This window comes from Streptomyces sp. NPDC051133, assembly GCF_040682635.1.
Taxonomy (GTDB): domain Bacteria; phylum Actinomycetota; class Actinomycetes; order Streptomycetales; family Streptomycetaceae; genus Streptomyces.
Window position 1 is genome coordinate 117,215 of the sequence record NZ_JBFBBK010000005.1, and the last position, 19,635, is coordinate 136,849.

Below are 19,635 nucleotides of genomic sequence, written 5' to 3' on the forward strand. Positions count from 1 at the left end.
CAGCGTGCAACGGATGGGGAGGCAGGGACGACGGTGGCAGAACGGAGCACAGCTGCCGTCGACGTGGCAGACAACAGCGGCGAGCAGCCGCTGACCGCCAAGGCGGAGCAGTCCACGGCCGACGGGGTGGCCAAGAACCCGGAGCGGGACACGGACAGCGACGAGGCGCAGGGGGGCGGCGGGACCGAGGGTTCCGCGAAGAAGGCCTCGTCTCCCGAACTGCACAGCGGTCACAAGCTCGCCAGACGGTACCGGCTGGAGGAGTGCGTCACCCGTCTGGACGGATTCAGCAGTTGGCGTGCGGTCGACGAGAAACTCCGTCGTGCCGTCGGCGTCCACGTGCTGCCGGCGGACCATGCCCGGGCCCGGTCGGTCCTGGCCGCCGCCCGTTCCTCCGCGCTGCTCGGCGACCCGCGTTTCGTGCAGGTCCTCGACGCCGTCGAGGAGAACGACCTCGTCTACGTCGTGCACGAGTGGCTGCCCGATGCCACGGAGCTGACCACGCTGCTCGCGGCCGGACCTCTGGAGCCGCACGACGCCTACCAGATGGTCAGTCAGATCGCCTCCGCCATGGCCGCCGCCCACCGCGAGGGCCTCGCCCATCTGCGGCTGAACCCCAACGCCGTCCTGCGCACCTCGAGCGGTCAGTGGCGCATCCGCGGCCTGGCCGTGAACGCCGCGCTGCGCGGCATCAGCTCCGACACCCCGCAGCGCACGGATACCGAGGCGATCGGCGCCCTGCTGTACGCGGCACTCACCCAGCGCTGGCCGTACGAGAGCGACGCGTACGGCCTGTCCGGCCTGCCCAAGGACGTCGGCCTCATCGCACCGGACCAGGTGCGGGCCGGTATCCACCGCGGCCTGTCCGAACTGGCCATGCGCGCCCTCGCCAACGACGGTGCCACCGCCTCCCGGCACGAGGCTCCGTGCACCACGCCGGAGGAGCTGGTGAAGGCGATCGGCGAGATGCCGCGCATCCGCCCGCCGGAGCCGGCTTTCACGGCACCGCCGGAGTACCAGCGCACCACCTACCAACAGGGCACGTACGGCCGTCCCGCCTCGCATCCCGGCGCCAGTCAGCCGATCGCACCCCCGCCGCCCCCGCTGCAGAGCCGCACCGGCAAGGCCCTCAAGTGGGCCGTGTCGGCGCTTCTCATCGCGGCCCTCGGCCTCGGCAGCTGGCAGTTGGCGGACGCGCTGATGGACCGAAGTGGCAAGTCGGACGACACCCACAAGAGCCAGGGGACGGACGACGGCGACAAGGGGGCCGCGAAGCCGAAGCCCCAGCCCATAAAGATCCAGGACGGCAGGGAGTTCGCCGCCGAGGGCAGCCTCCAGCATCCCCGTGACGTCCCCAAGACGTACGACGGCGATCCCTCGACGTACTGGAAGACCATGTCGTTCGCCCAGGGCCCCGTCATCGCGCCGTACAAGCCGGGCGTCGGCATCGTCTACGACCTCGGCTCCGCCAAGGAGCTCAGCACCGCCACCCTCGACCTGCGCTACGGCAGTGACCACACCACGGTCGAGCTGTACGCGGCGGACTCGCTGGCGCCGTCCTCGCTGGACTCGACGACCCAGATCGGCAAGCTCACGACGACGGACAAGACCGCCACGGTGAAGGTCACCAAGTCGGTGAAGACTCGGTACGTCCTCGTCTGGCTGACGGCCGTGCCCTACTCGGGGTACGACTCCACGCTGTACGCCAGTGAGGGCTACAAGCAGGCCATCGGCGAAGTGAAGTTCACGGGCTGACATCTCACCCGGACCGGAGGGGGCAGATGGCGGAGGGCGCCGGATACGGCGGGGTGAGCGACAAGGATCTGCTCGCCCGCCATGTGGAAGGCGATTCCGATGCCTTCGGTGAGATCGTGCGGCGGCATCGGGACCGGCTCTGGGCAGTCGCGCTGCGCACGCTCGGGGACCGCGAGGAGGCCGCTGACGCCGTCCAGGACGCGCTGGTGTCGGCCTACCGGGCTGCCCACACCTTCCGGGGGCAGTCGGCCGTCACGACATGGCTGCACCGCATCACGGTGAACGCCTGCCTGGACCGTGCCCGCAAGGCCGCCTCCCGGAAGACCTCCCCGGTCGATGACACGGAGCGTCTGGAGCAGCTGCTGGAGCCGCACGAGTCGGCCTCGGCGCCGGCCGAGCGCAATGATGTGCACCGCCAGCTCCTCGAAGCACTCGGCACGCTTCCCCATGATCAGCGTGCTGCTCTGGTCCTCGTGGACATGCAGGGATACCCCGTCGCGGAAGCCGCTCGCATCCTCAACGTGCCCACGGGAACGGTGAAGAGCCGATGCGCGCGGGGCAGAGCACGACTGCTGCCTCTACTCACTCATCTACGGCCCGAGGGCACCGGGGGCGGAAAAGAACCCGGCGCGGGACGGAACCGGATGCAGGGGACATCCGTCCCACCGGCAACGGAGCCTCCCAGCGGAAGCCCCGGAGACACCGGACCGAGCGATTCAGCCGTAGTGAAGGGCGGAGGTGGGCGAGCGTGACTTCCACGACGGACACGGCCGGGCACCCGGACGTCGAGGAGATCTCCGACCTCACCGAAGGCCTTCTCCCGCCGGACCGCACCGCGGACGTAAGGCGCCATCTGGACGCCTGCGAGCTGTGCGCGGACGTCCATGCCTCGCTGGAGGAGATCCGCGGGCTGCTGGGCACCGTATCGGGAGCGGAGCGCATGCCGGCCGATGTGGCCGGTCGTATCGATGCCGCCCTCGCCGCCGAGGCGTTGCTGAGCGCCACCGCCCCCGATACGGGGGAGCCACGAATGCCCGTCCGTGAAACGACGCATGTTTCACGTGAAACATCGCCCCCCTCGGACCGGCCCGCCGGGCGTCCGCAGGCGGCGTCCGGGCCCGGACGCCAGGGCCGGGAGCGAGGCCGACGTCGCAGGCGTGCGGTTCTGGGGGCTGTCCTCACCGCCGCCGTGCTGGGCGCGGGGTCGCTGGTGCTGCAGTCGCTCGGTGACCGCTCCTCCGACACCACCGCCCACACGAAGCCGACTCCTTCGGTGGGTCCCTTCTCCGGCACCAGCGTGCAGAGCCAGGTGAAGGGGCTGCTCGCCGGCCAGAGCAAGCCGCAGCCGGGATCCACCAGCCAGCGCCCCCGGTCGGGTGTCGAGTCCCAGCAGAACACCCCTGGCTCCTCCGAGAGCGCGAACACCCTGATCCAGAGGAGCGCCGCCGTTCCTGACTGCGTCCGGCAGACGCTCCCCCCGGGAGGCGATGTCCTGGGCGCCAAGGCGGGAACCTACGACGGGAAGTCCGCCTACCTGGTCGTGGTGCCCGATGCCGACGACACCGCCCGTGTCACGGCCTACGTCGTCGACGCGTCCTGCGTCCGTCAGCAACCCGCCTCTGCCGGCAAAGTGCTCCTGAAACACTCCTACGCCCGGTCCTGAGTCTGCTGGGCCTCTCTGTCAGTCACACCCGTGCGTGTGCCCGGACACAACGGGAATGCGCGCCCCGTAGGATCCGTTGGGTGGGGTGAGAGTCCTGAAAGGGACTCCCACCGGTCGACTGACACAGACCAGAGACGAGGAATCAAGCCGTGAGCGACGTCCGTAACGTGATCATCATCGGCTCCGGGCCCGCAGGCTACACGGCGGCGCTCTACACCGCCCGTGCGTCGCTGAAGCCCCTGGTGTTCGAGGGCGCCGTCACCGCGGGTGGTGCGCTGATGAACACCACCGAGGTGGAGAACTTCCCGGGCTTCCGCGACGGCATCATGGGCCCCGACCTCATGGACAACATGCGGGCACAGGCCGAGCGCTTCGGCGCCGAGCTCATCCCGGACGACGTCGTCTCCGTCGATCTGAGCGGTGAGATCAAGACCGTCACCGACACCGCCGGCACGGTCCACCAGGCGAAGGCCGTCATCGTCACCACCGGCTCGCAGCACCGCAAGCTCGGCCTGCCGAACGAGGACGCCCTGTCCGGCCGTGGTGTCTCCTGGTGCGCCACCTGCGACGGGTTCTTCTTCAAGGACCAGGACATCGCTGTGATCGGCGGCGGTGACACCGCGATGGAGGAGGCCACCTTCCTCTCGCGGTTCGCCAAGTCCGTGACGATCGTGCACCGCCGCGACACGCTGCGCGCCTCCAAGGCGATGCAGGAGCGCGCCTTCGGCGACCCGAAGATCAAGTTCATCTGGGACAGCGAGGTTGCCGAGGTCCAGGGCGAGCAGAAGCTCTCCGGCCTGAAGCTGCGCAACGTCAAGACCGGCGAGCTGTCCGACCTGCCGGTGACGGGCCTGTTCATCGCGATCGGCCACGACCCTCGCACCGAGCTGTTCAAGGGCCAGCTGGACCTGGACGAGGAGGGCTACCTGAAGGTCGCCTCCCCCTCCACCCGCACCAACGTGACCGGCGTCTTCGCCGCCGGTGACGTGGTCGACCACACGTACCGCCAGGCGATCACCGCCGCCGGCACCGGCTGCTCCGCCGCCCTGGACGCCGAGCGGTTCCTCTCCGCCCTCGCGGACGAGGACAAGGCGGAGCCCGAGAAGTCCGCCGCCGTCTGATCTTCCCCGTTCCCCGCCCCACCGTACGATCAAGGTAAGGAGCCCGCTGTGGCCGGCACCCTGAAGCATGTGACCGACGACTCCTTCGAGCAGGACGTCCTCAAGAGCGACAAGCCCGTCCTGGTGGACTTCTGGGCCGACTGGTGCGGCCCGTGCCGCCAGATCGCTCCGTCCCTCGAGGCGATCGCCGCCGAGCACGGCGGCAAGATCGAGATCGTCAAGCTGAACATCGACGAGAACCCGGGTACGGCTGCCAAGTACGGCGTCATGTCCATCCCGACCCTGAACGTCTACCAGGGCGGGGAGGTCGTCAAGACGATCGTCGGCGCCAAGCCGAAGGCTGCGCTCGTCCGCGACCTCGAAGAGTTCATCGCTGAGTGACGTTTCACGTGAAACACGAATGGGTCAACCCTCAAGGGGTTGGCCCATTCGCTTATGCCCGTGCGCTGACGCACCCGCTACAGCGGCCTCAGTGCCGGTTCCTTCTGGACAGCCCCGAGAAGCCGGTCGAGGGCCATCTCCACGTCTTCCTTCCAGGAGAGCGTCGACCGCAGTTCCAACCGCAGCCGGGGATGCGTCGGGTGCTGTCGGACCGTTTTGAAGCCCACGGACAGGAGATGGTCTGCGGGCAGGAGACAGGCGGGCTCCTTCCAGCGGGCGTCACCGAAGGCCTCGATCGCCTTGAAGCCACGGCGCAGCAGATCCTTGGCGACGGTCTGCACCAGCACCCGGCCCAGCCCCTGCCCCTGATACCCGGGCATCACGAAGGCCGTCATCAGCTGAACGGCATCCGGCGACACCGGGCTCGTGGGGAAGGCCGTGGAACGCGGGACGTAGGCCGGAGGAGCGTAGAGCACGAACCCCACCGGCACGTCGTCGACGTACACGAGCCGACCGCATGAGCCCCAGTCCAGCAGGACGGCCGAGATCCAGGATTCCTTCTCCAGGGCCGCCCTGCCCGCCTTCACCGCCGCTTCGCCGCTGACAGGATCCAGCTCCCAGAAGACACACGAGCGACAGCGCTGGGGAAGGTCCTGAACGTTGTCCAGCGTGAGCGGCACAAGCCGACGCCCCATGAAGGCTCTTCCTCGCTTCCCTCGCCCGTCGTATCGCGGGCTGCAGTCAGAGCGCTTCGCTCCCTGAGCAGGCTGCCGACGAATCCGCCGACCGCTCCCAGGCTCAGGCCCGCGCTCACCAGTCCGGTCCGGCTCATCGATCGCATGGCCCCCGTCTCCCCACTCAGAGATCCAGATGCTGTCCGGTGGATGCGCCATACCCGTTCGCATCGTATCCACGATGCGATTCACTCGATACTGCCTCAAAGCAAAGAGCGGGCCGTGTTCCGGTACACACCGGACACGGCCCGCTCCCCGCACGGCCGAGTGGACTCGTCCGTGGCTCAGTCTTCCTGCTCGTCCGTCGCGCTCAGCGCGTTCTCCGAGCCGTCCTCGAACTCCTGCTGCAGGACCCGGCCCTCGCCCGGAGCGAGGGTGCCCAGGATGCGCTCCAGGTCCTCCACGGACGCGAACTCGACGGTGATCTTGCCCTTCTTCTGCCCGAGGTCGACCTTCACCCGGGTCTCGAAGCGGTCCGACAGACGGGTCGCCAGTTCGTTCAGTGCCGGGTTGAGCCGGGACCCCGCACGCGGGCCCTTGGAGCGCTGAGGCTTCTGGGGCCGCGAGCCCATGAGGGTCACGATCTCCTCGACGGCCCGCACCGACAGCCCCTCGGCGACGATGCGATGGGCCAGCCGGTCCTGCTCCTCCGAGTCCGCCACGGACAGCAGGGCCCGGGCGTGGCCGGCAGAGAGCACGCCGGCAGCGACCCTCTTCTGCACCGTCGGCGACAGCTTCAGCAGACGCAGCGTGTTGGAGACCTGCGGACGGGAACGCCCGATCCGGTCGGCCAGCTGGTCGTGCGTGCAGTTGAAGTCCTTCAGCAGCTGGTCGTAGGCGGCCGCCTCTTCGATCGGATTCAGCTGCGCCCGGTGCAGGTTCTCCAGCAGGGCGTCCAGGAGGAGCTTTTCGTCGTCCGTGGCACGGACGATGGCCGGGATGGCCTCCAGGCCGGCCTCACGGCAGGCCCGCCAACGCCGCTCACCCATGATCAGCTCATAGCGGGCGGGGCCGAGCTGCCGCACCACGACAGGCTGCAGAAGACCGACCTCCTGGATGGAGGTCACCAGTTCGTGCAGCGCATCCTCGTCGAAGATGTCGCGGGGCTGCCGGGGGTTCGGCGTGATGGCATCGAGGGGGATCTCGGCGAAGTGGGCACCCATCGGAGGCGCGGGCGTCTCCGCGACCGGGCTTGCCGGAGGCTCCTCGGTTTCATGTGAAACAGGCGGCAGGGTCGCCACCTTCGCCGCGGCGATTCCCCGCTCGCTCGTCAACACCGGGACGGCCGCGGGGGAGGTGGATGTTCCTCCCCCCGTCGCTGCCTGCGCCGGGGGCTTGTCGGTCGGGGTCGGGGCAGCGGGGATCAGTGCGCCGAGACCACGGCCCAGCCCCCTCCGTCGCTCGCTCACTGGATGCCCTCCACCATGCTCGGGTCGTTCTGGGCGCCGATATGGGCCTGGCTCGCGTCGTAGCTGATGCCGATGCCCTTCAGCGCGATTTCTCGGGCCGCCTCAAGGTACGAGAGGGCACCGCTCGAACCAGGATCGTAAGTCAGCACCGTCTGCCCGTAGCTCGGCGCCTCGGAGATACGGACCGAACGGGGAATGCTCGTCCGCAGCACCTCGTCGCCGAAGTGGGTGCGCACCTCTTCCGCGACCTGGGAGGCAAGGCGCGTCCTGCCGTCGTACATGGTGAGCAGGATGGTCGACACGTGCAGCGTGGGGTTGAGGTGCCCCCGCACCAGGTCGACGTTCCGCAGCAGCTGGCCCAGACCCTCCAGCGCGTAGTACTCACACTGGATCGGGATGAGGACCTCCTGGCCGGCAACCAGGGCGTTGACGGTCAACAGGCCCAGTGAGGGCGGGCAGTCGATGAGGATGTAATCCAGCGGCTGCTCGTACGCCTGGATCGCCCGCTGGAGCCGGCTCTCCCGAGCCACCAGGGACACCAACTCGATCTCCGCACCGGCGAGATCGATGGTGGCAGGGGCGCAGAAGAGGCCTTCGACGTCGGGGACGGGCTGGACGACCTCGGCCAGGGGCTTGCTCTCCACCAAGACGTCGTAGATGGAGGGAACTTCGGCGTGATGGTCGATCCCGAGTGCCGTGGACGCGTTGCCCTGCGGGTCGAGGTCGATCACCAGGACACGGCCACCGTGCAGAGCCAGCGAAGCGGCAAGGTTGACGGTCGTCGTCGTCTTGCCTACACCGCCCTTCTGGTTGGCCACCACGATGACGCGGGTCTGCTCCGGTCGCGGAAGGCCTTCGCCGGCGCGGCCGAGAGCCTCGACCGCCAGTTGGGCCGCACGGCCGATCGGAGTGTCGTCCATCGGAGGCGGTGTTTCACGTGAAACATCCGCCCCCATCGACTCGGTACGGGGACCGGGGACCGGATCGGCCATCGGTCCCGCGATGTTGGCGTCGGACCGCACGGATTCACTCTCCTCGACTTCAGGCTCGCAATGAACAGAGCCTCCCATGCCTTCGGGGTCGTGAACCAGTGAGGCCTGGTGTTCTGTGGAGAAATCCACCTCTGTGGACAACTCGGTACCCCTCGCAGGGGGTGGATTCTCCGGGGTTTCGGGGTCCTCTCCCAGGGAGCCGAGGGGCTTTCGGTCGCGGGGTTCGGCCGCAGCCCGGCCGCGACTGATGATGCCGTGAAGCAGTGAGCGACGTTTCACGTGAAACACGATGCACAGCGTCGGCGACCGGATCTCCGCGACACTCCGACTCGCGTGGGTTTGGAAGCTTGTGTGGAGTACGTCTCGTCGTCAGGACGGATCAGCGGCGCTCGAAGCGCCGCCGTCCCTGGTCATCCTCGACGCCTGCGCGCCCGCCCTGTCCGTGCTGCCTTGGCACGCTTCGCCGCGAAGCGCACACCGCCCGGGCTCTCGCCGACCTCAACCCGCACGACGGTGGACTGCGGGTCCACGACGCCCTCGCCCACATGCAGGATGGACGTCTCCACCGCACCGAGCTTGGCGAGCGCGGTGGCCGCCGCCTTCAGCTCCTCCTCGGCGGTGTCGCCCTTGAGGGCGAGCATCTCGCCGTACGGGCGCAGCAGCGGAATCCCCCAGGTGGCCAGGCGGTCCAGCGGCGCCACGGCGCGGGCCGTCACCACATGCACCGGCGGCAGCTTGCCCATGACCTCCTCGGCACGCCCACGCACCACGGTGACATGGTCCAGGCCGAGCAGCTCGACGACCTCGGTGAGGAAATTGGTGCGCCGCAGCAGGGGCTCCAGCAGAGTGATGTTCAGGTCCTCCCGGACCAGGGCCAGCGGGATCCCCGGAAGCCCCGCGCCGGACCCGACGTCGCAGACCGTCACTCCCTCGGGGACCGCCTCCGAGAGCACCGCGCAGTTCAGCAGGTGCCGCTCCCACAGGCGGGGCACTTCCCGCGGGCCGATCAGGCCACGCTGCACGCCCGCCTCGGCGAGCAGCTCCGCGTAGCGGACCGCATCGGCGAAGCGATCACCAAACACTTCCCGCGCCTGTTCGGGCGCGGGGGGAAGCTCCGCTGCCTCCGTCACGGGGACCGTCCTTCCGTACCGCGCCGGCGCTTCGCGCACCGGCCACCAGAACTACCAGGCTGACAAAGTTCGGCCCCGCCTGCTCTACAGACGGGGCCGGTGAAACGTGGGGCCGATCAGGCGGGCAGCACGACGACGAACCGCTGCGGCTCCTCGCCCTCGGACTCGCTGCGCAGTCCCGCGGCCTTGACCGCGTCGTGCACGACCTTGCGCTCGAACGGGGTCATCGGCTTGAGCTTGACGGGCTCGCCGGAGCTCTTCACCTCGGCGGCGGCCTTGGCGCCCAGCTCCGACAGCTCGGACCGCTTCTTGGCCCGGTATCCCGCGATGTCCAGCATCAGCCGGCTGCGGTCGCCGGTCTCCCGGTGCACGGCCAGGCGCGTCAGCTCCTGCAGGGCCTCCAGCACCTCACCGTCCCGGCCGACCAGCTTCTGCAGGTCACGGCCGCCGGTGTCGCTGATGATCGACACGGAGGCGCGGTCGGCCTCGACGTCCATGTCGATGTCGCCGTCGAGGTCGGCGATGTCCAGCAGACCCTCCAGGTAGTCCGCCGCGATCTCACCCTCCTGCTCCAGGCGGGTGAGGGTGTCTGCACCCTCGGCAGCGGCGGAGGTGGTGCCTTCCGTCACGGGATGGGCTCCTTCTTACTTCTTGGACGGGGACTTGGGCCGCTGCGGACCACCCTTGCGCTGGCCGGACTGGGCCTTGCTGCGGGTGCCGGAGCCGGGCTTCTGGGGCTGCTTGGCAGCGGCGGGCTTGGCGTCCTCGGGCTCGACGGACTCATCCAGCGCGTCGGACTCCTCCAGCGCGTCGGACTTCTCCAGCGAGGGGGAGTCGCCCGCCTGCTTGGCCGCACCGGACTGACGCTGGGCCTTGCTCTGGCGCTTGGGCTGCTGACGCCGTGCGGCGGCGGTGCCGGCGGCACCCGTGGTGGTGGTCGCGCCGTCCTCGGTCTGTGCCGCGGCCTGGGCCGTGCTCTGCAGCACGTTGCCGTCGGCCTGGGCGGCGAGGCCGGCCTTGTTCAGGGCGTTGATGAACTTGCGCTCGAACTCGTTGCGGTCGCGGCCCTTGGCGACGATCGCCTTGACGATCGTCTTCTCGCTGCGGCGACGGACCTTTCCGTGGTGCGTGACGTGCTTCGTCAGACGCTCCAGGTAGGCGGCCTGAGCCTTGGAACCCGGGGTCGGGTTGTTGTGGATCACGTACATCTGCTGGCCCATGGTCCACACGTTGGTGGTCAGCCAGTAGACGAGGACACCGACCGGGAAGTTGATACCGAAGACGGCGAACATCACCGGGAAGACGTACATCAGCATCTTCTGCTGCTGCATGAACGGCGTCTTGACCGTGGTGTCGACGTTCTTCGTCATCAGCTGGCGCTGCGTGTAGAACTGCGACGCCGACATCAGGACGATCATGAGCGCGGTGACGACCCGCACGTCGGTGACCGTGGCGCCCAGCGCGTGGACGGTGTCGGCACTGTCCTTGAACTTCGCGGCGAGCGGGGCACCGAAGATGTGCGCCTTACGGGCGCTGGCCAGCAGCGACTCGTTGATGACGCCGATGGTCGTGCCCGAGGCGATGCCGTTGAGCACGTGGTACAGGGCGAAGAAGAACGGGGACTGCGCCAGGATGGGAAGGCACGAGGAGAGCGGGTTGGTGCCCGACTCCTTGTACAGCTTCATCATCTCTTCGGACTGACGCTGTTTGTCGTTCTTGTAGCGCTCCTGGATCTTCTTCATCTCGGGCTGGAGCGTCTGCATGGCCCGGGTCGCCTTGATCTGCTTCACGAAGAGCGGGATCAGGCAGATGCGAATCAGAATCACGAGGGACACGATGGACAGGCCCCAGGCCCATCCGGTGTCGGGGCCGAAGATGGCGCCGTACACCGCGTGGAACTGGACGATGACCCAGGAGACGGGTGTCGTGATAAAGCTGAAGAGGCTGGCAATCGTGTCCACTAATCATGCTCCTTGGGCATGGGACGAGGTCTCTGCGGCCGGGCTCGAAGGAAGCTCGGAAGTGAGCCTGTCTTCGGTGGCCGGTTCGGCGGCGGAGGACCCGCCTCTGCGTGCGCGCCAAGCGTTGCGCAGTATTTCGTGCCACCGCGGGCGCTTGCGCGGCGGAACATGGTCCACACCGCCCAGCGACCACGGATTGCACCGGAGGATGCGCCAGGCGGTGAGTGCCGTGCCCTTGATCGCACCGTGCCGGTCGATGGCCGTGTAGCCGTAGTGGGAGCACGACGGGTAGTACTTGCACACCGGCCCGAGCAGTGGACTGATCGTCCACTGGTACAGCTTGATCAGAGCCAGCAGTGGGTACTTCATCGCGCGCCCCCTCCCAGCAGCCGCTGAAGGGCGGCGTCCAGGTCTCGGGCCAGCTGTGCATGGTCTGCGTCGCCCGATCCGGGCAGCGCTCGTACGACTACCAGGCTACCGGGGGGAAAAAGGGCGACTCGGTCACGCATCAGATGACGCAGTCTGCGCTTCACTTTGTTGCGCACGACCGCTCCACCCACAGCCTTGCTCACGACGAAACCCGCACGCGTCGGGGGAGCGCTCTCCCCTGGCGCGTGCGGGTCCGTTGCACCGCTACGAAGGTGGACGACGAGGGTCGGGCGACCTGCCCGGCGACCCCGTCGTACCGCGGTCGCGAAGTCCTCGCGCCGCCTCAGCCGATGCTCGGTAGGCAGCACGACGTCATGACCTGATCAGGATCAGGCGGACAGGCTGGCGCGACCCTTGGCACGACGGTTCGCGAGAATCGCGCGGCCGGCACGGGTGCGCATCCGCAGGCGGAAGCCGTGGGTCTTGGCGCGACGACGGTTGTTCGGCTGGAAGGTGCGCTTGCTCACTCGGGGGCTCCAGAAAAGAATCGGTAGTGGCGGGGTGCCGTCCTGGCTGTCACCGTGCGCCCACGAGTAGCTCGCGTCACGCCCGATTGCACCGCTTCCCGATCACCTGACGTGACCTGTGCCCATCGGTAGGCAGGCGGCAGCAGCCATCGACAACTCGACCTGGTTACGGTACGCGGGGCTGAGCCATGCGGTCAAACCGGCGTCCACGGGGGACACTATCCACAGGCTGGGGACAACAACTTGAACCGTACCCGCCGCGCTGACTACCGTGGCTGGACTCCGATTCGTTCCTTTATCCCCGGCCGACCCGATATTCATCCTGACCCGTCCCCGAACCACACGTTCGAGGGACCTGTGAGAGAGCGTGCCCTGTGGCTGACGTACCTGCCGATCTTGCCGCAGTGTGGCCACGAGTACTGGAGCAGCTCCTCGGAGAGGGCCGCGGTCAGGGCGTCGAGTCGAAGGACGAGCACTGGATCCGGCGCTGCCAGCCCCTCGCGCTGGTCGCGGACACCGCCCTGCTCGCCGTACCGAACGAATTCGCGAAGAACGTACTGGAGGGCCGGCTCGCGCCGATCGTCAGCGAGACCCTGAGCCGTGAGTGCGGCCGCCCCATCCGCATCGCGATCACCGTGGACGACTCCGCGGGCGAGCCGCCGGCCCCCGCCGCGCCGCCCGCGCACCAGCAGCCCAAGCCTCGCTACGAGGAACCGGAGCTGCCCTCCACGCCGTACGAGGGCTACGGTCGCCACCGCGCCGGCGACCAGCTGCCGGGCGGTGAGCCGCCGTCCCGCGCCGACCAGCTGCCCACCGCACGCCCGGCCTACCCGTCCGAGTACCAGCGCCCGGAGCCCGGCGCCTGGCCGCGCTCCGCGCAGGACGACTACGGCTGGCAGCAGCCGCGGCTCGGCTTCCCCGAACGCGACCCGTACGCGTCGCCGTCGTCCCAGGACGGCTACGGCTCCGGGCCGGACGCCTACGACGCGCCGTCCCAGGACTACCGCTCGAAGGGCATGGACCGGCCGGGGTACGACAAGCAGCGCGGCGAGTACGACGGACCGCGCGGAGAGTACGAGCCGTCCCGGTCCGACTACGACTCCGGCCGTCCCGACTACGACACGGGACGTCCCGACTACGGCTCCGGCCGCTCCGACTACGACGCGAAACGTCCGGACTACGAGACGGGCCGTCCCGACTACGAGACGGGCCGTTCCGAGTACGACTCGTCACGGACCGAGTACGACCAGCGTGATCCCGTCCGCCGTGAGCTGCCCGAGCAGCCGACGGGCGGCGGTCCGTCGCACCGCGGCGGGCCGGGCCGCCCGGACCTGCCCGGGGCCCCCGGCCCGCTGGCCTCGAAGCCGGCGCCGGCGAGCGGTCCGGCCGAGCCGACGGCACGGCTGAACCCGAAGTACCTCTTCGACACGTTCGTCATCGGCGCCTCCAACCGGTTCGCGCACGCGGCCGCCGTCGCCGTCGCCGAGGCACCGGCGAAGGCGTACAACCCCCTGTTCATCTACGGGGAGTCGGGGCTCGGCAAGACGCACCTGCTGCACGCCATCGGGCACTACGCGCGCAGCCTCTACCCGGGCACGCGTGTGCGGTACGTGAGCTCGGAGGAGTTCACCAACGAGTTCATCAACTCCATCCGCGACGGCAAGGGCGACAGCTTCCGCAAGCGCTACCGCGAGATGGACATCCTGCTCGTCGACGACATCCAGTTCCTCGCGGACAAGGAGTCGACGCAGGAGGAGTTCTTCCACACCTTCAACACGCTCCACAACGCCAACAAGCAGATCGTGCTCTCCAGCGACCGGCCGCCCAAGCAGCTGGTCACGCTGGAGGACCGGCTGCGCAACCGCTTCGAGTGGGGACTGATCACCGACGTCCAGCCGCCCGAGCTGGAGACGCGTATCGCGATCCTCCGCAAGAAGGCGGTGCAGGAGCAGCTGAACGCCCCGCCGGAGGTCCTGGAGTTCATCGCCTCCCGGATCTCGCGGAACATCCGTGAGCTGGAGGGCGCGCTGATCCGGGTGACGGCGTTCGCCTCGCTCAACCGGCAGCCGGTGGACCTGGGCCTCACCGAGATCGTCCTGAAGGACCTGATCCCGGGTGGGGAGGACTCCGCGCCCGAGATCACGGCCACGGCGATCATGGCGGCGACCGCGGACTACTTCGGGCTGACGGTGGAGGACCTGTGCGGGACCTCGCGCGGCCGCGCGCTGGTCACCGCTCGGCAGATCGCCATGTACCTGTGCCGTGAGCTGACGGATCTGTCGCTGCCGAAGATCGGGGCGCAGTTCGGCGGCCGTGACCACACGACCGTGATGCACGCCGACCGGAAGATCCGGGCGCTGATGGCTGAGCGGCGGTCGATCTACAACCAGGTGACCGAGCTGACGAACCGGATCAAGAACGGCTGAGGCAGGGCTGAGGCACGGCTGGGCGCGGCTGAGGCCGGCTCTTCGCAGACGCCTAGGGCGCCTTCGGGACACGCATCCCGGGGCGCCCTTCGTGCTTCCGGTGCTCCCGGTCGCCGGCCCGTCCACGCGCCGCCTCACGGCCCACGCGCTGCCGTACGTCATGACCGGTCGCTGCCAGGTGGACGCCTTCCCAGGGTCGTGGACGACGTCCCAGGGTCGTGGACGAGGGCGCCGGGAGTCCCGCGAGCGCCGGCCGGCGTTCCCCGTCCGCTCCCGCTCCCGCTCCCCGGTGTTCGATTTCCTGGTGGGTTACGGCCACTCTCCACAGATTCGGTGACTTTCTTCCTTCCACATCCTGGGGACTGCGAAGTTGTCCCGAACGGCGTCCACAGGGACCCTGTTCATACCGAGTTCGCCCAGCTCAGGTGCCTGTGGAATCGTGGACGAACGATCTCCACAGACTGTGGACAACGCGGAGATCCACAGGCTGTGCACGAAGTTGTCCACGGGCAACCCACAGGCTGGGGGCGGTTGTCCCCAGCGATCGCTCGCTTCTCCACATGGCTGTCCACTGTTCGGCAACCCGACGCACCCTCTCACCGCGTCGAGTGAAAGGCGTCACACGAAGGTGCCGGATTGGGGTGTGGGAAACCCGGGTAAACCTGGGGACGCAGCTGGGGAGAACTGCCCTCAGGCTGTGGGCGAGGTGTGCAGAACTTTCCGTTCTCCACAGACAGCCCCAGTTGTCCACCGGCTCCACCCACAGGGGCAGTGGACAAAATTTCCGTGCTGAGCTGGGCAAACGTGGTTATCCACGGTATCCACAGGCCCTACTACTACTCCCGACTAGAGAGAGCTCGGCAATCGTTTGGAAGCGGGGCCTGTGCACAACTCGGCCTCTCGGGCCCGGCTGCCCCTCTGAGCGACTTGACCCCGACAGGCGCCTACTGTCAGTGCGGTGCGTCAGACTGGTCCCCGGTGTCCTGCCCGTCGCAGTGGGCGGTGACACCGAGTCGGAGGACTCAGAAGCAACAGCAGCAGGAGGCGGCTTACGGTGAAGATCCGGGTGGAACGCGACGTACTCGCGGAGGCAGTGGCGTGGGCGGCACGCAGCCTCCCGGCCCGTCCGCCGGCGCCTGTCCTCGCCGGCCTGCTGCTGAAGGCCGAGGACGGCCAGCTGAGCCTGTCGAGCTTCGACTACGAGGTCTCCGCGCGGGTCAACGTCGAGGCGGAGGTCGAGGAGGAGGGCACCGTCCTCGTCTCCGGCCGTCTGCTCGCGGACATCTCGCGCGCCCTCCCCAACCGTCCGGTGGAGATTTCCACAGACGGTGTACGGGCGACCGTGGTCTGCGGCTCCTCGCGATTCACACTCCACACCCTGCCTGTGGAGGAGTACCCGTCGCTGCCGCAGATGCCGAACGCGACCGGCACGGTGCCCGGCGAGGTCTTCGCCGCCGCCGTCTCCCAGGTGGCCATCGCGGCCGGCCGTGACGACACGCTTCCCGTCCTCACCGGTGTGCGCATCGAGATCGAGGGCGACACGGTCACCCTGGCCTCCACCGACCGGTACCGCTTCGCGGTCCGCGAGTTCCTGTGGAAGCCGGAGAACCCGGACGTCTCCGCCGTCGCCCTGGTGCCCGCCAAGACGCTCCAGGACACCGCCAAGGCGCTGACCAGCGGCGACAGCGTCATCCTCGCGCTGTCCGGCTCCGGCGCGGGCGAGGGCCTGATCGGTTTCGAGGGCGCCGGGCGGCGTACCACCACGCGTCTGCTCGAGGGTGACCTGCCGAAGTACCGGACGCTGTTCCCGACCGAGTTCAACTCCGTCGCGGTGATCGAGACGGCGCCGTTCGTGGAGGCCGTCAAGCGCGTGGCGCTGGTCGCCGAGCGCAACACCCCGGTGCGGCTGAGCTTCGAGCAGGGCGTGCTGATCCTGGAGGCCGGTTCCAGCGACGACGCACAGGCTGTGGAAAGGGTGGACGCCCAGCTGGAGGGCGACGACATCTCGATCGCCTTCAACCCGACGTTCCTGCTGGACGGTCTGAGCGCGATCGACTCGCCGGTGGCGCAGCTGTCGTTCACGACGTCCACGAAGCCGGCGCTGCTGAGCGGGAAGCCGGCGGTGGACGCGGAGGCCGACGAGGCCTACAAGTACCTGATCATGCCGGTGCGGCTCAGCGGCTGACGTCGTCCACAGGTGTGCACAGTGCCGGGTGCCTTCTGTGGGTGCCCGGCGCCGTGGTTCGGCGGGGACAGGTCGCGCCCGCGGTCACGGTGGCAAAGCCGCAGGTCAGGCGGGTCACGTATGAGCGCGTATGCCCACAGCTGTGCGTGACGGTGCGGGTTTAGGCTCGGCGGGGCACGTCGTGCCTCTCACGCCACACAGCGACCTTAAGGAACACCACTGATGGAGCTCGGTCTCGTCGGCCTCGGCAAGATGGGCGGCAGCATGCGCGAGCGGATCCGCCGCGCGGGCCACACCGTCATCGGATACGACCGCAACGCGGACCTCGCGGATGTCCACAGCCTGGAAGAGCTTGTGGGCAAGCTCAGCGGGCCCCGCGTGGTCTGGGTGATGGTCCCGGCCGGTGAGCCCACCCAGTCGACCGTCGACCAGCTGGCCGAGCTGCTGGAGCCCGGCGACGTGGTCGTGGACGGCGGCAACTCCCGCTGGACGGACGACGAGAAGCACGCCGAGGAGCTGGCCGCCAAGGGCATAGGCTTCGTCGACTGCGGCGTCTCCGGCGGCGTCTGGGGCTTGGAGAACGGGTACGCGCTGATGTACGGCGGCGACGCCGAGAACGTCGCCAAGGTGCAGCCGGTCTTCGACGCGCTGAAGCCGGAGGGCGACTTCGGCGCGGTGCACGCCGGCAAGGTCGGTGCGGGCCACTTCGCCAAGATGGTCCACAACGGCATCGAGTACGCGATGATGCAGGCCTACGCCGAGGGCTGGGAGCTGCTGGAGAAGGTCGACTCCGTCACGGACGTCCGCGAGGTCTTCCGTTCGTGGCAGGAGGGCACCGTCATCCGGTCCTGGCTGCTCGACCTCGCGGTCAACGCGCTCGACGAGGACGAGCACCTCGCCGGCCTGCGCGGTTACGCACAGGACTCCGGTGAGGGACGCTGGACTGTGGAAGCCGCGATCGACAACGCGGTACCGCTGCCCGCGATCACCGCGTCGCTGTTCGCGCGGTTCTCCTCGCGCCAGGAGGACTCGCCGCAGATGAAGATGATCGCCGCGCTGCGCAACCAGTTCGGCGGCCACGCCGTAGCGAAGAAGTAGGCCTTCAGCAGGCCGCAGGAAAGCAGGGAGGGTCGGCGAACGACCATGCACGTCACGCATCTTTCGCTGGCCGACTTCCGCTCGTACGCCCGGGCCGAGGTTCCGCTCGACCCGGGCGTCACCGCCTTCGTCGGTCCCAACGGGCAGGGCAAGACCAATCTCGTCGAGGCCGTCGGCTATCTCGCCACCCTCGGCAGCCACCGCGTCGCCTCCGACGCCCCCCTGGTCCGCATGGGCGCCGAGCGGGCGATCGTCCGGGCCCAGGTCCGGCAGGGCGAGCGGCAGCAGCTGGTGGAGCTGGAGCTGAACCCCGGCAAGGCGAACCGTGCCCGCATCAACCGGTCCTCGCAGGTCAGACCGAGGGATGTGCTGGGCATCGTCCGGACCGTGCTGTTCGCGCCCGAGGACCTCGCGCTGGTCAAGGGGGACCCCGGGGAGCGGCGGCGGTTCCTCGACGAGCTGATCACCGCGCGTTCCCCGCGCATGGCGGGGGTGCGCTCCGACTACGAGCGCGTCCTCAAGCAGCGCAACACGCTCCTGAAGACCGCCGCGCTGGCCCGTCGGCACGGCGGGCGGTCCATGGACCTGTCCACGCTCGACGTGTGGGACCAGCATCTCGCGCGCGCGGGCGCCGAGTTGCTCGCCCAGCGGCTCGATCTGATCGCCACGCTGCAGCCGCTCGCCGACAAGGCGTACGAACAGCTGGCCCCCGGCGGCGGCCCTGTCGCGCTGGAGTACAAGCCGTCGGCGCCCGGTGAGGCGCACACGCGCGAGGACCTGTACGTCCAGCTGACGGCGGCCCTCGGTGAGGTGCGCAAGCAGGAGATCGAGCGCGGTGTGACCCTCGTCGGCCCGCACCGGGACGACCTCGTCCTCAAGCTGGGGCAGCTGCCCGCCAAGGGGTACGCCTCGCACGGCGAGTCCTGGTCCTACGCCCTCGCGCTGCGGCTGGCGTCGTACGACCTGCTGCGCGCGGAGGGCAACGAGCCGGTGCTGGTCCTGGACGACGTCTTCGCCGAACTGGACGCCCGCCGCCGGGAGCGGCTGGCCGAGCTGGTCGCGCCCGGCGAGCAGGTGCTGGTCACCGCCGCTGTGGACGACGACGTGCCGCACGTACTGGCCGGGGCGCGCTACGCCGTGTCCGGCGGGACGGTGGAGCGCGTATGAGCACCGACGAGCCCGGCCCACAGACCCCGAAGGCCTCGCAGACCCCGAAGACCCCGAAGGATTCGAGGAAGCAGCCCGAGCCCTCCGGTGTCGACCTCGCGCGCGTGGCGTTGCGCGCGGCGAAGGAGCAGGCACGCGCGCGTGGGGACGCGGCTCGGCAGAAGAAGCAGGCCCGGCGCGGCGGTGGCCTGCGCTCCGGTGCGCGCGCCGACGGCCGCGATCCGATGGCCCTGGGTGCCGCGATCAACCGGCTGCTCACCGAGCGCGGCTGGGAGACCCCCGCGGCGGTGGGCGGGGTGATGGGCCGCTGGCCGCAGATCGTCGGCGAGGACCTGGCGAAGCACTGCGTGCCGCAGAGGTACGACGAGGACGAGCGGGTGCTGACCGTGCAGTGCGACTCGACGGCCTGGGCGACGCAGCTGCGGGTACTCGCGCCCACGCTGGTCGCCCGCCTCAACGAGGACCTGGGGCACGGCACGGTGCGGTTGATCAAGGTGCTCAATCCCGGTGGCCCCGCCCGTCGCTACGGCCCCTTGCGCGCCCCTGGCAGCACCGGTCCCGGCGATACCTATGGGTGACGTACATCACGTGACGGCGAGGGCGGGCGGTGCCGTCGTACCCCTGCGCCGGGCCGTGGAACAGCCCCGCGCGACGGCGTGGATCGGCTTCTGACCCCTCAGTAGCCAAGGGTTGACGGCTCGAAGCGCTGAGTGCCGC

The 19,635-nt window shown here is 69.1% G+C and carries 19 protein-coding genes; 10 read left to right on the plus strand and 9 right to left on the minus strand.

Translation table 11 applies throughout. The features are described 5' to 3' along the window. Positions 1-33 precede the first annotated feature (33 nt). The 5 genes from AB0N17_RS08135 to trxA all read left to right on the plus strand — a co-directional run bounded on the left by AB0N17_RS08135 (position 34) and on the right by trxA (position 4,920). Complete coding sequence (locus AB0N17_RS08135) at positions 34-1,755, plus strand: protein kinase family protein (RefSeq protein WP_366010325.1); 1,722 nt, start codon at positions 34-36, stop codon at positions 1,753-1,755. A 26-nt stretch (positions 1,756-1,781) separates the two neighbouring features. Beyond that, positions 1,782-2,507: an RNA polymerase sigma factor SigM gene (gene sigM / locus AB0N17_RS08140; protein WP_366010326.1), complete on the plus strand. Its 726-nt coding sequence runs from the start codon at positions 1,782-1,784 to the stop codon at positions 2,505-2,507. Next, positions 2,504-3,418: a hypothetical protein gene (locus AB0N17_RS08145; protein ID WP_366010327.1), complete on the plus strand. Its 915-nt coding sequence runs from the start codon at positions 2,504-2,506 to the stop codon at positions 3,416-3,418. Before sigM ends, AB0N17_RS08145 begins: the two co-directional genes overlap by 4 nt. Positions 3,419-3,567: 149 nt before the next feature. Then, entirely contained in the window at positions 3,568-4,539 is a 972-nt protein-coding gene (gene trxB / locus AB0N17_RS08150) for a thioredoxin-disulfide reductase (RefSeq protein WP_366010328.1), read from the plus strand. A 48-nt stretch (positions 4,540-4,587) separates the two neighbouring features. After that, the gene (trxA, locus tag AB0N17_RS08155) at positions 4,588-4,920 is read left to right on the plus strand and encodes a thioredoxin (protein WP_366010329.1); all 333 of its coding nucleotides are present in this window, start codon (positions 4,588-4,590) and stop codon (positions 4,918-4,920) included. 77 nt (positions 4,921-4,997) lie between these two features. On the opposite strand, the gene AB0N17_RS08160 is transcribed toward trxA, so the two are convergent. The 9 genes from AB0N17_RS08160 to rpmH all read right to left on the minus strand — a co-directional run bounded on the left by AB0N17_RS08160 (position 4,998) and on the right by rpmH (position 12,042). Continuing rightward, entirely contained in the window at positions 4,998-5,615 is a 618-nt protein-coding gene (locus AB0N17_RS08160; protein WP_366010330.1) for a GNAT family N-acetyltransferase, read from the minus strand. Between the two features lie 323 nt (positions 5,616-5,938). Continuing rightward, complete coding sequence (locus AB0N17_RS08165; protein ID WP_366010331.1) at positions 5,939-7,063, minus strand: ParB/RepB/Spo0J family partition protein; 1,125 nt, start codon at positions 7,061-7,063, stop codon at positions 5,939-5,941. Further along, positions 7,060-8,133, minus strand: a complete 1,074-nt coding sequence (locus tag AB0N17_RS08170; RefSeq protein WP_366010497.1) for a ParA family protein — start codon at positions 8,131-8,133, stop codon at positions 7,060-7,062. The genes AB0N17_RS08165 and AB0N17_RS08170 overlap by 4 nt, the downstream gene beginning before the upstream one ends. 332 nt (positions 8,134-8,465) lie before the next feature. Then, positions 8,466-9,185, minus strand: a complete 720-nt coding sequence (gene rsmG / locus AB0N17_RS08175; protein ID WP_366010332.1) for a 16S rRNA (guanine(527)-N(7))-methyltransferase RsmG — start codon at positions 9,183-9,185, stop codon at positions 8,466-8,468. Positions 9,186-9,301: 116 nt separating this feature from the next. Beyond that, positions 9,302-9,814, minus strand: coding sequence for a R3H domain-containing nucleic acid-binding protein (locus AB0N17_RS08180; RefSeq protein ID WP_366010333.1), 513 nt, complete (start codon positions 9,812-9,814; stop codon positions 9,302-9,304). A 15-nt stretch (positions 9,815-9,829) separates the two neighbouring features. Continuing rightward, entirely contained in the window at positions 9,830-11,146 is a 1,317-nt protein-coding gene (yidC, locus tag AB0N17_RS08185) for a membrane protein insertase YidC (protein ID WP_366010334.1), read from the minus strand. Between the two features lie 3 nt (positions 11,147-11,149). Then, positions 11,150-11,515 carry a membrane protein insertion efficiency factor YidD gene (gene yidD / locus AB0N17_RS08190; RefSeq protein ID WP_366010335.1) on the minus strand — a complete coding sequence of 122 codons (366 nt, stop codon included), beginning with the start codon at positions 11,513-11,515 and terminating at the stop codon, positions 11,150-11,152. Continuing rightward, positions 11,512-11,883, minus strand: a complete 372-nt coding sequence (gene rnpA / locus AB0N17_RS08195; protein ID WP_078992730.1) for a ribonuclease P protein component — start codon at positions 11,881-11,883, stop codon at positions 11,512-11,514. The genes yidD and rnpA overlap by 4 nt, the downstream gene beginning before the upstream one ends. A 21-nt stretch (positions 11,884-11,904) precedes the next feature. After that, positions 11,905-12,042, minus strand: a complete 138-nt coding sequence (gene rpmH, locus AB0N17_RS08200; protein WP_015659252.1) for a 50S ribosomal protein L34 — start codon at positions 12,040-12,042, stop codon at positions 11,905-11,907. Positions 12,043-12,416: 374 nt separating this feature from the next. On the opposite strand from rpmH, the gene dnaA reads away from it, so the two are divergent. From dnaA to AB0N17_RS08225, 5 genes are all read left to right on the plus strand, one after another. Beyond that, a complete protein-coding gene (dnaA, locus tag AB0N17_RS08205) occupies positions 12,417-14,468 on the plus strand; it encodes a chromosomal replication initiator protein DnaA (RefSeq protein ID WP_366010336.1) in 2,052 nt (683 codons plus the stop codon). A 1,054-nt stretch (positions 14,469-15,522) separates the two neighbouring features. Continuing rightward, the gene (gene dnaN, locus AB0N17_RS08210) at positions 15,523-16,653 is read left to right on the plus strand and encodes a DNA polymerase III subunit beta (protein WP_366010338.1); all 1,131 of its coding nucleotides are present in this window, start codon (positions 15,523-15,525) and stop codon (positions 16,651-16,653) included. A gap of 222 nt (positions 16,654-16,875) precedes the next feature. After that, the gene (gnd, locus tag AB0N17_RS08215; protein WP_366010339.1) at positions 16,876-17,751 is read left to right on the plus strand and encodes a phosphogluconate dehydrogenase (NAD(+)-dependent, decarboxylating); all 876 of its coding nucleotides are present in this window, start codon (positions 16,876-16,878) and stop codon (positions 17,749-17,751) included. Between the two features lie 45 nt (positions 17,752-17,796). Then, a complete protein-coding gene (gene recF, locus AB0N17_RS08220; RefSeq protein WP_366010340.1) occupies positions 17,797-18,918 on the plus strand; it encodes a DNA replication/repair protein RecF in 1,122 nt (373 codons plus the stop codon). Further along, a complete protein-coding gene (locus AB0N17_RS08225) occupies positions 18,915-19,496 on the plus strand; it encodes a DciA family protein (protein ID WP_366010341.1) in 582 nt (193 codons plus the stop codon). Before recF ends, AB0N17_RS08225 begins: the two co-directional genes overlap by 4 nt. The last annotated feature ends 139 nt before the right edge of the window (positions 19,497-19,635 follow it).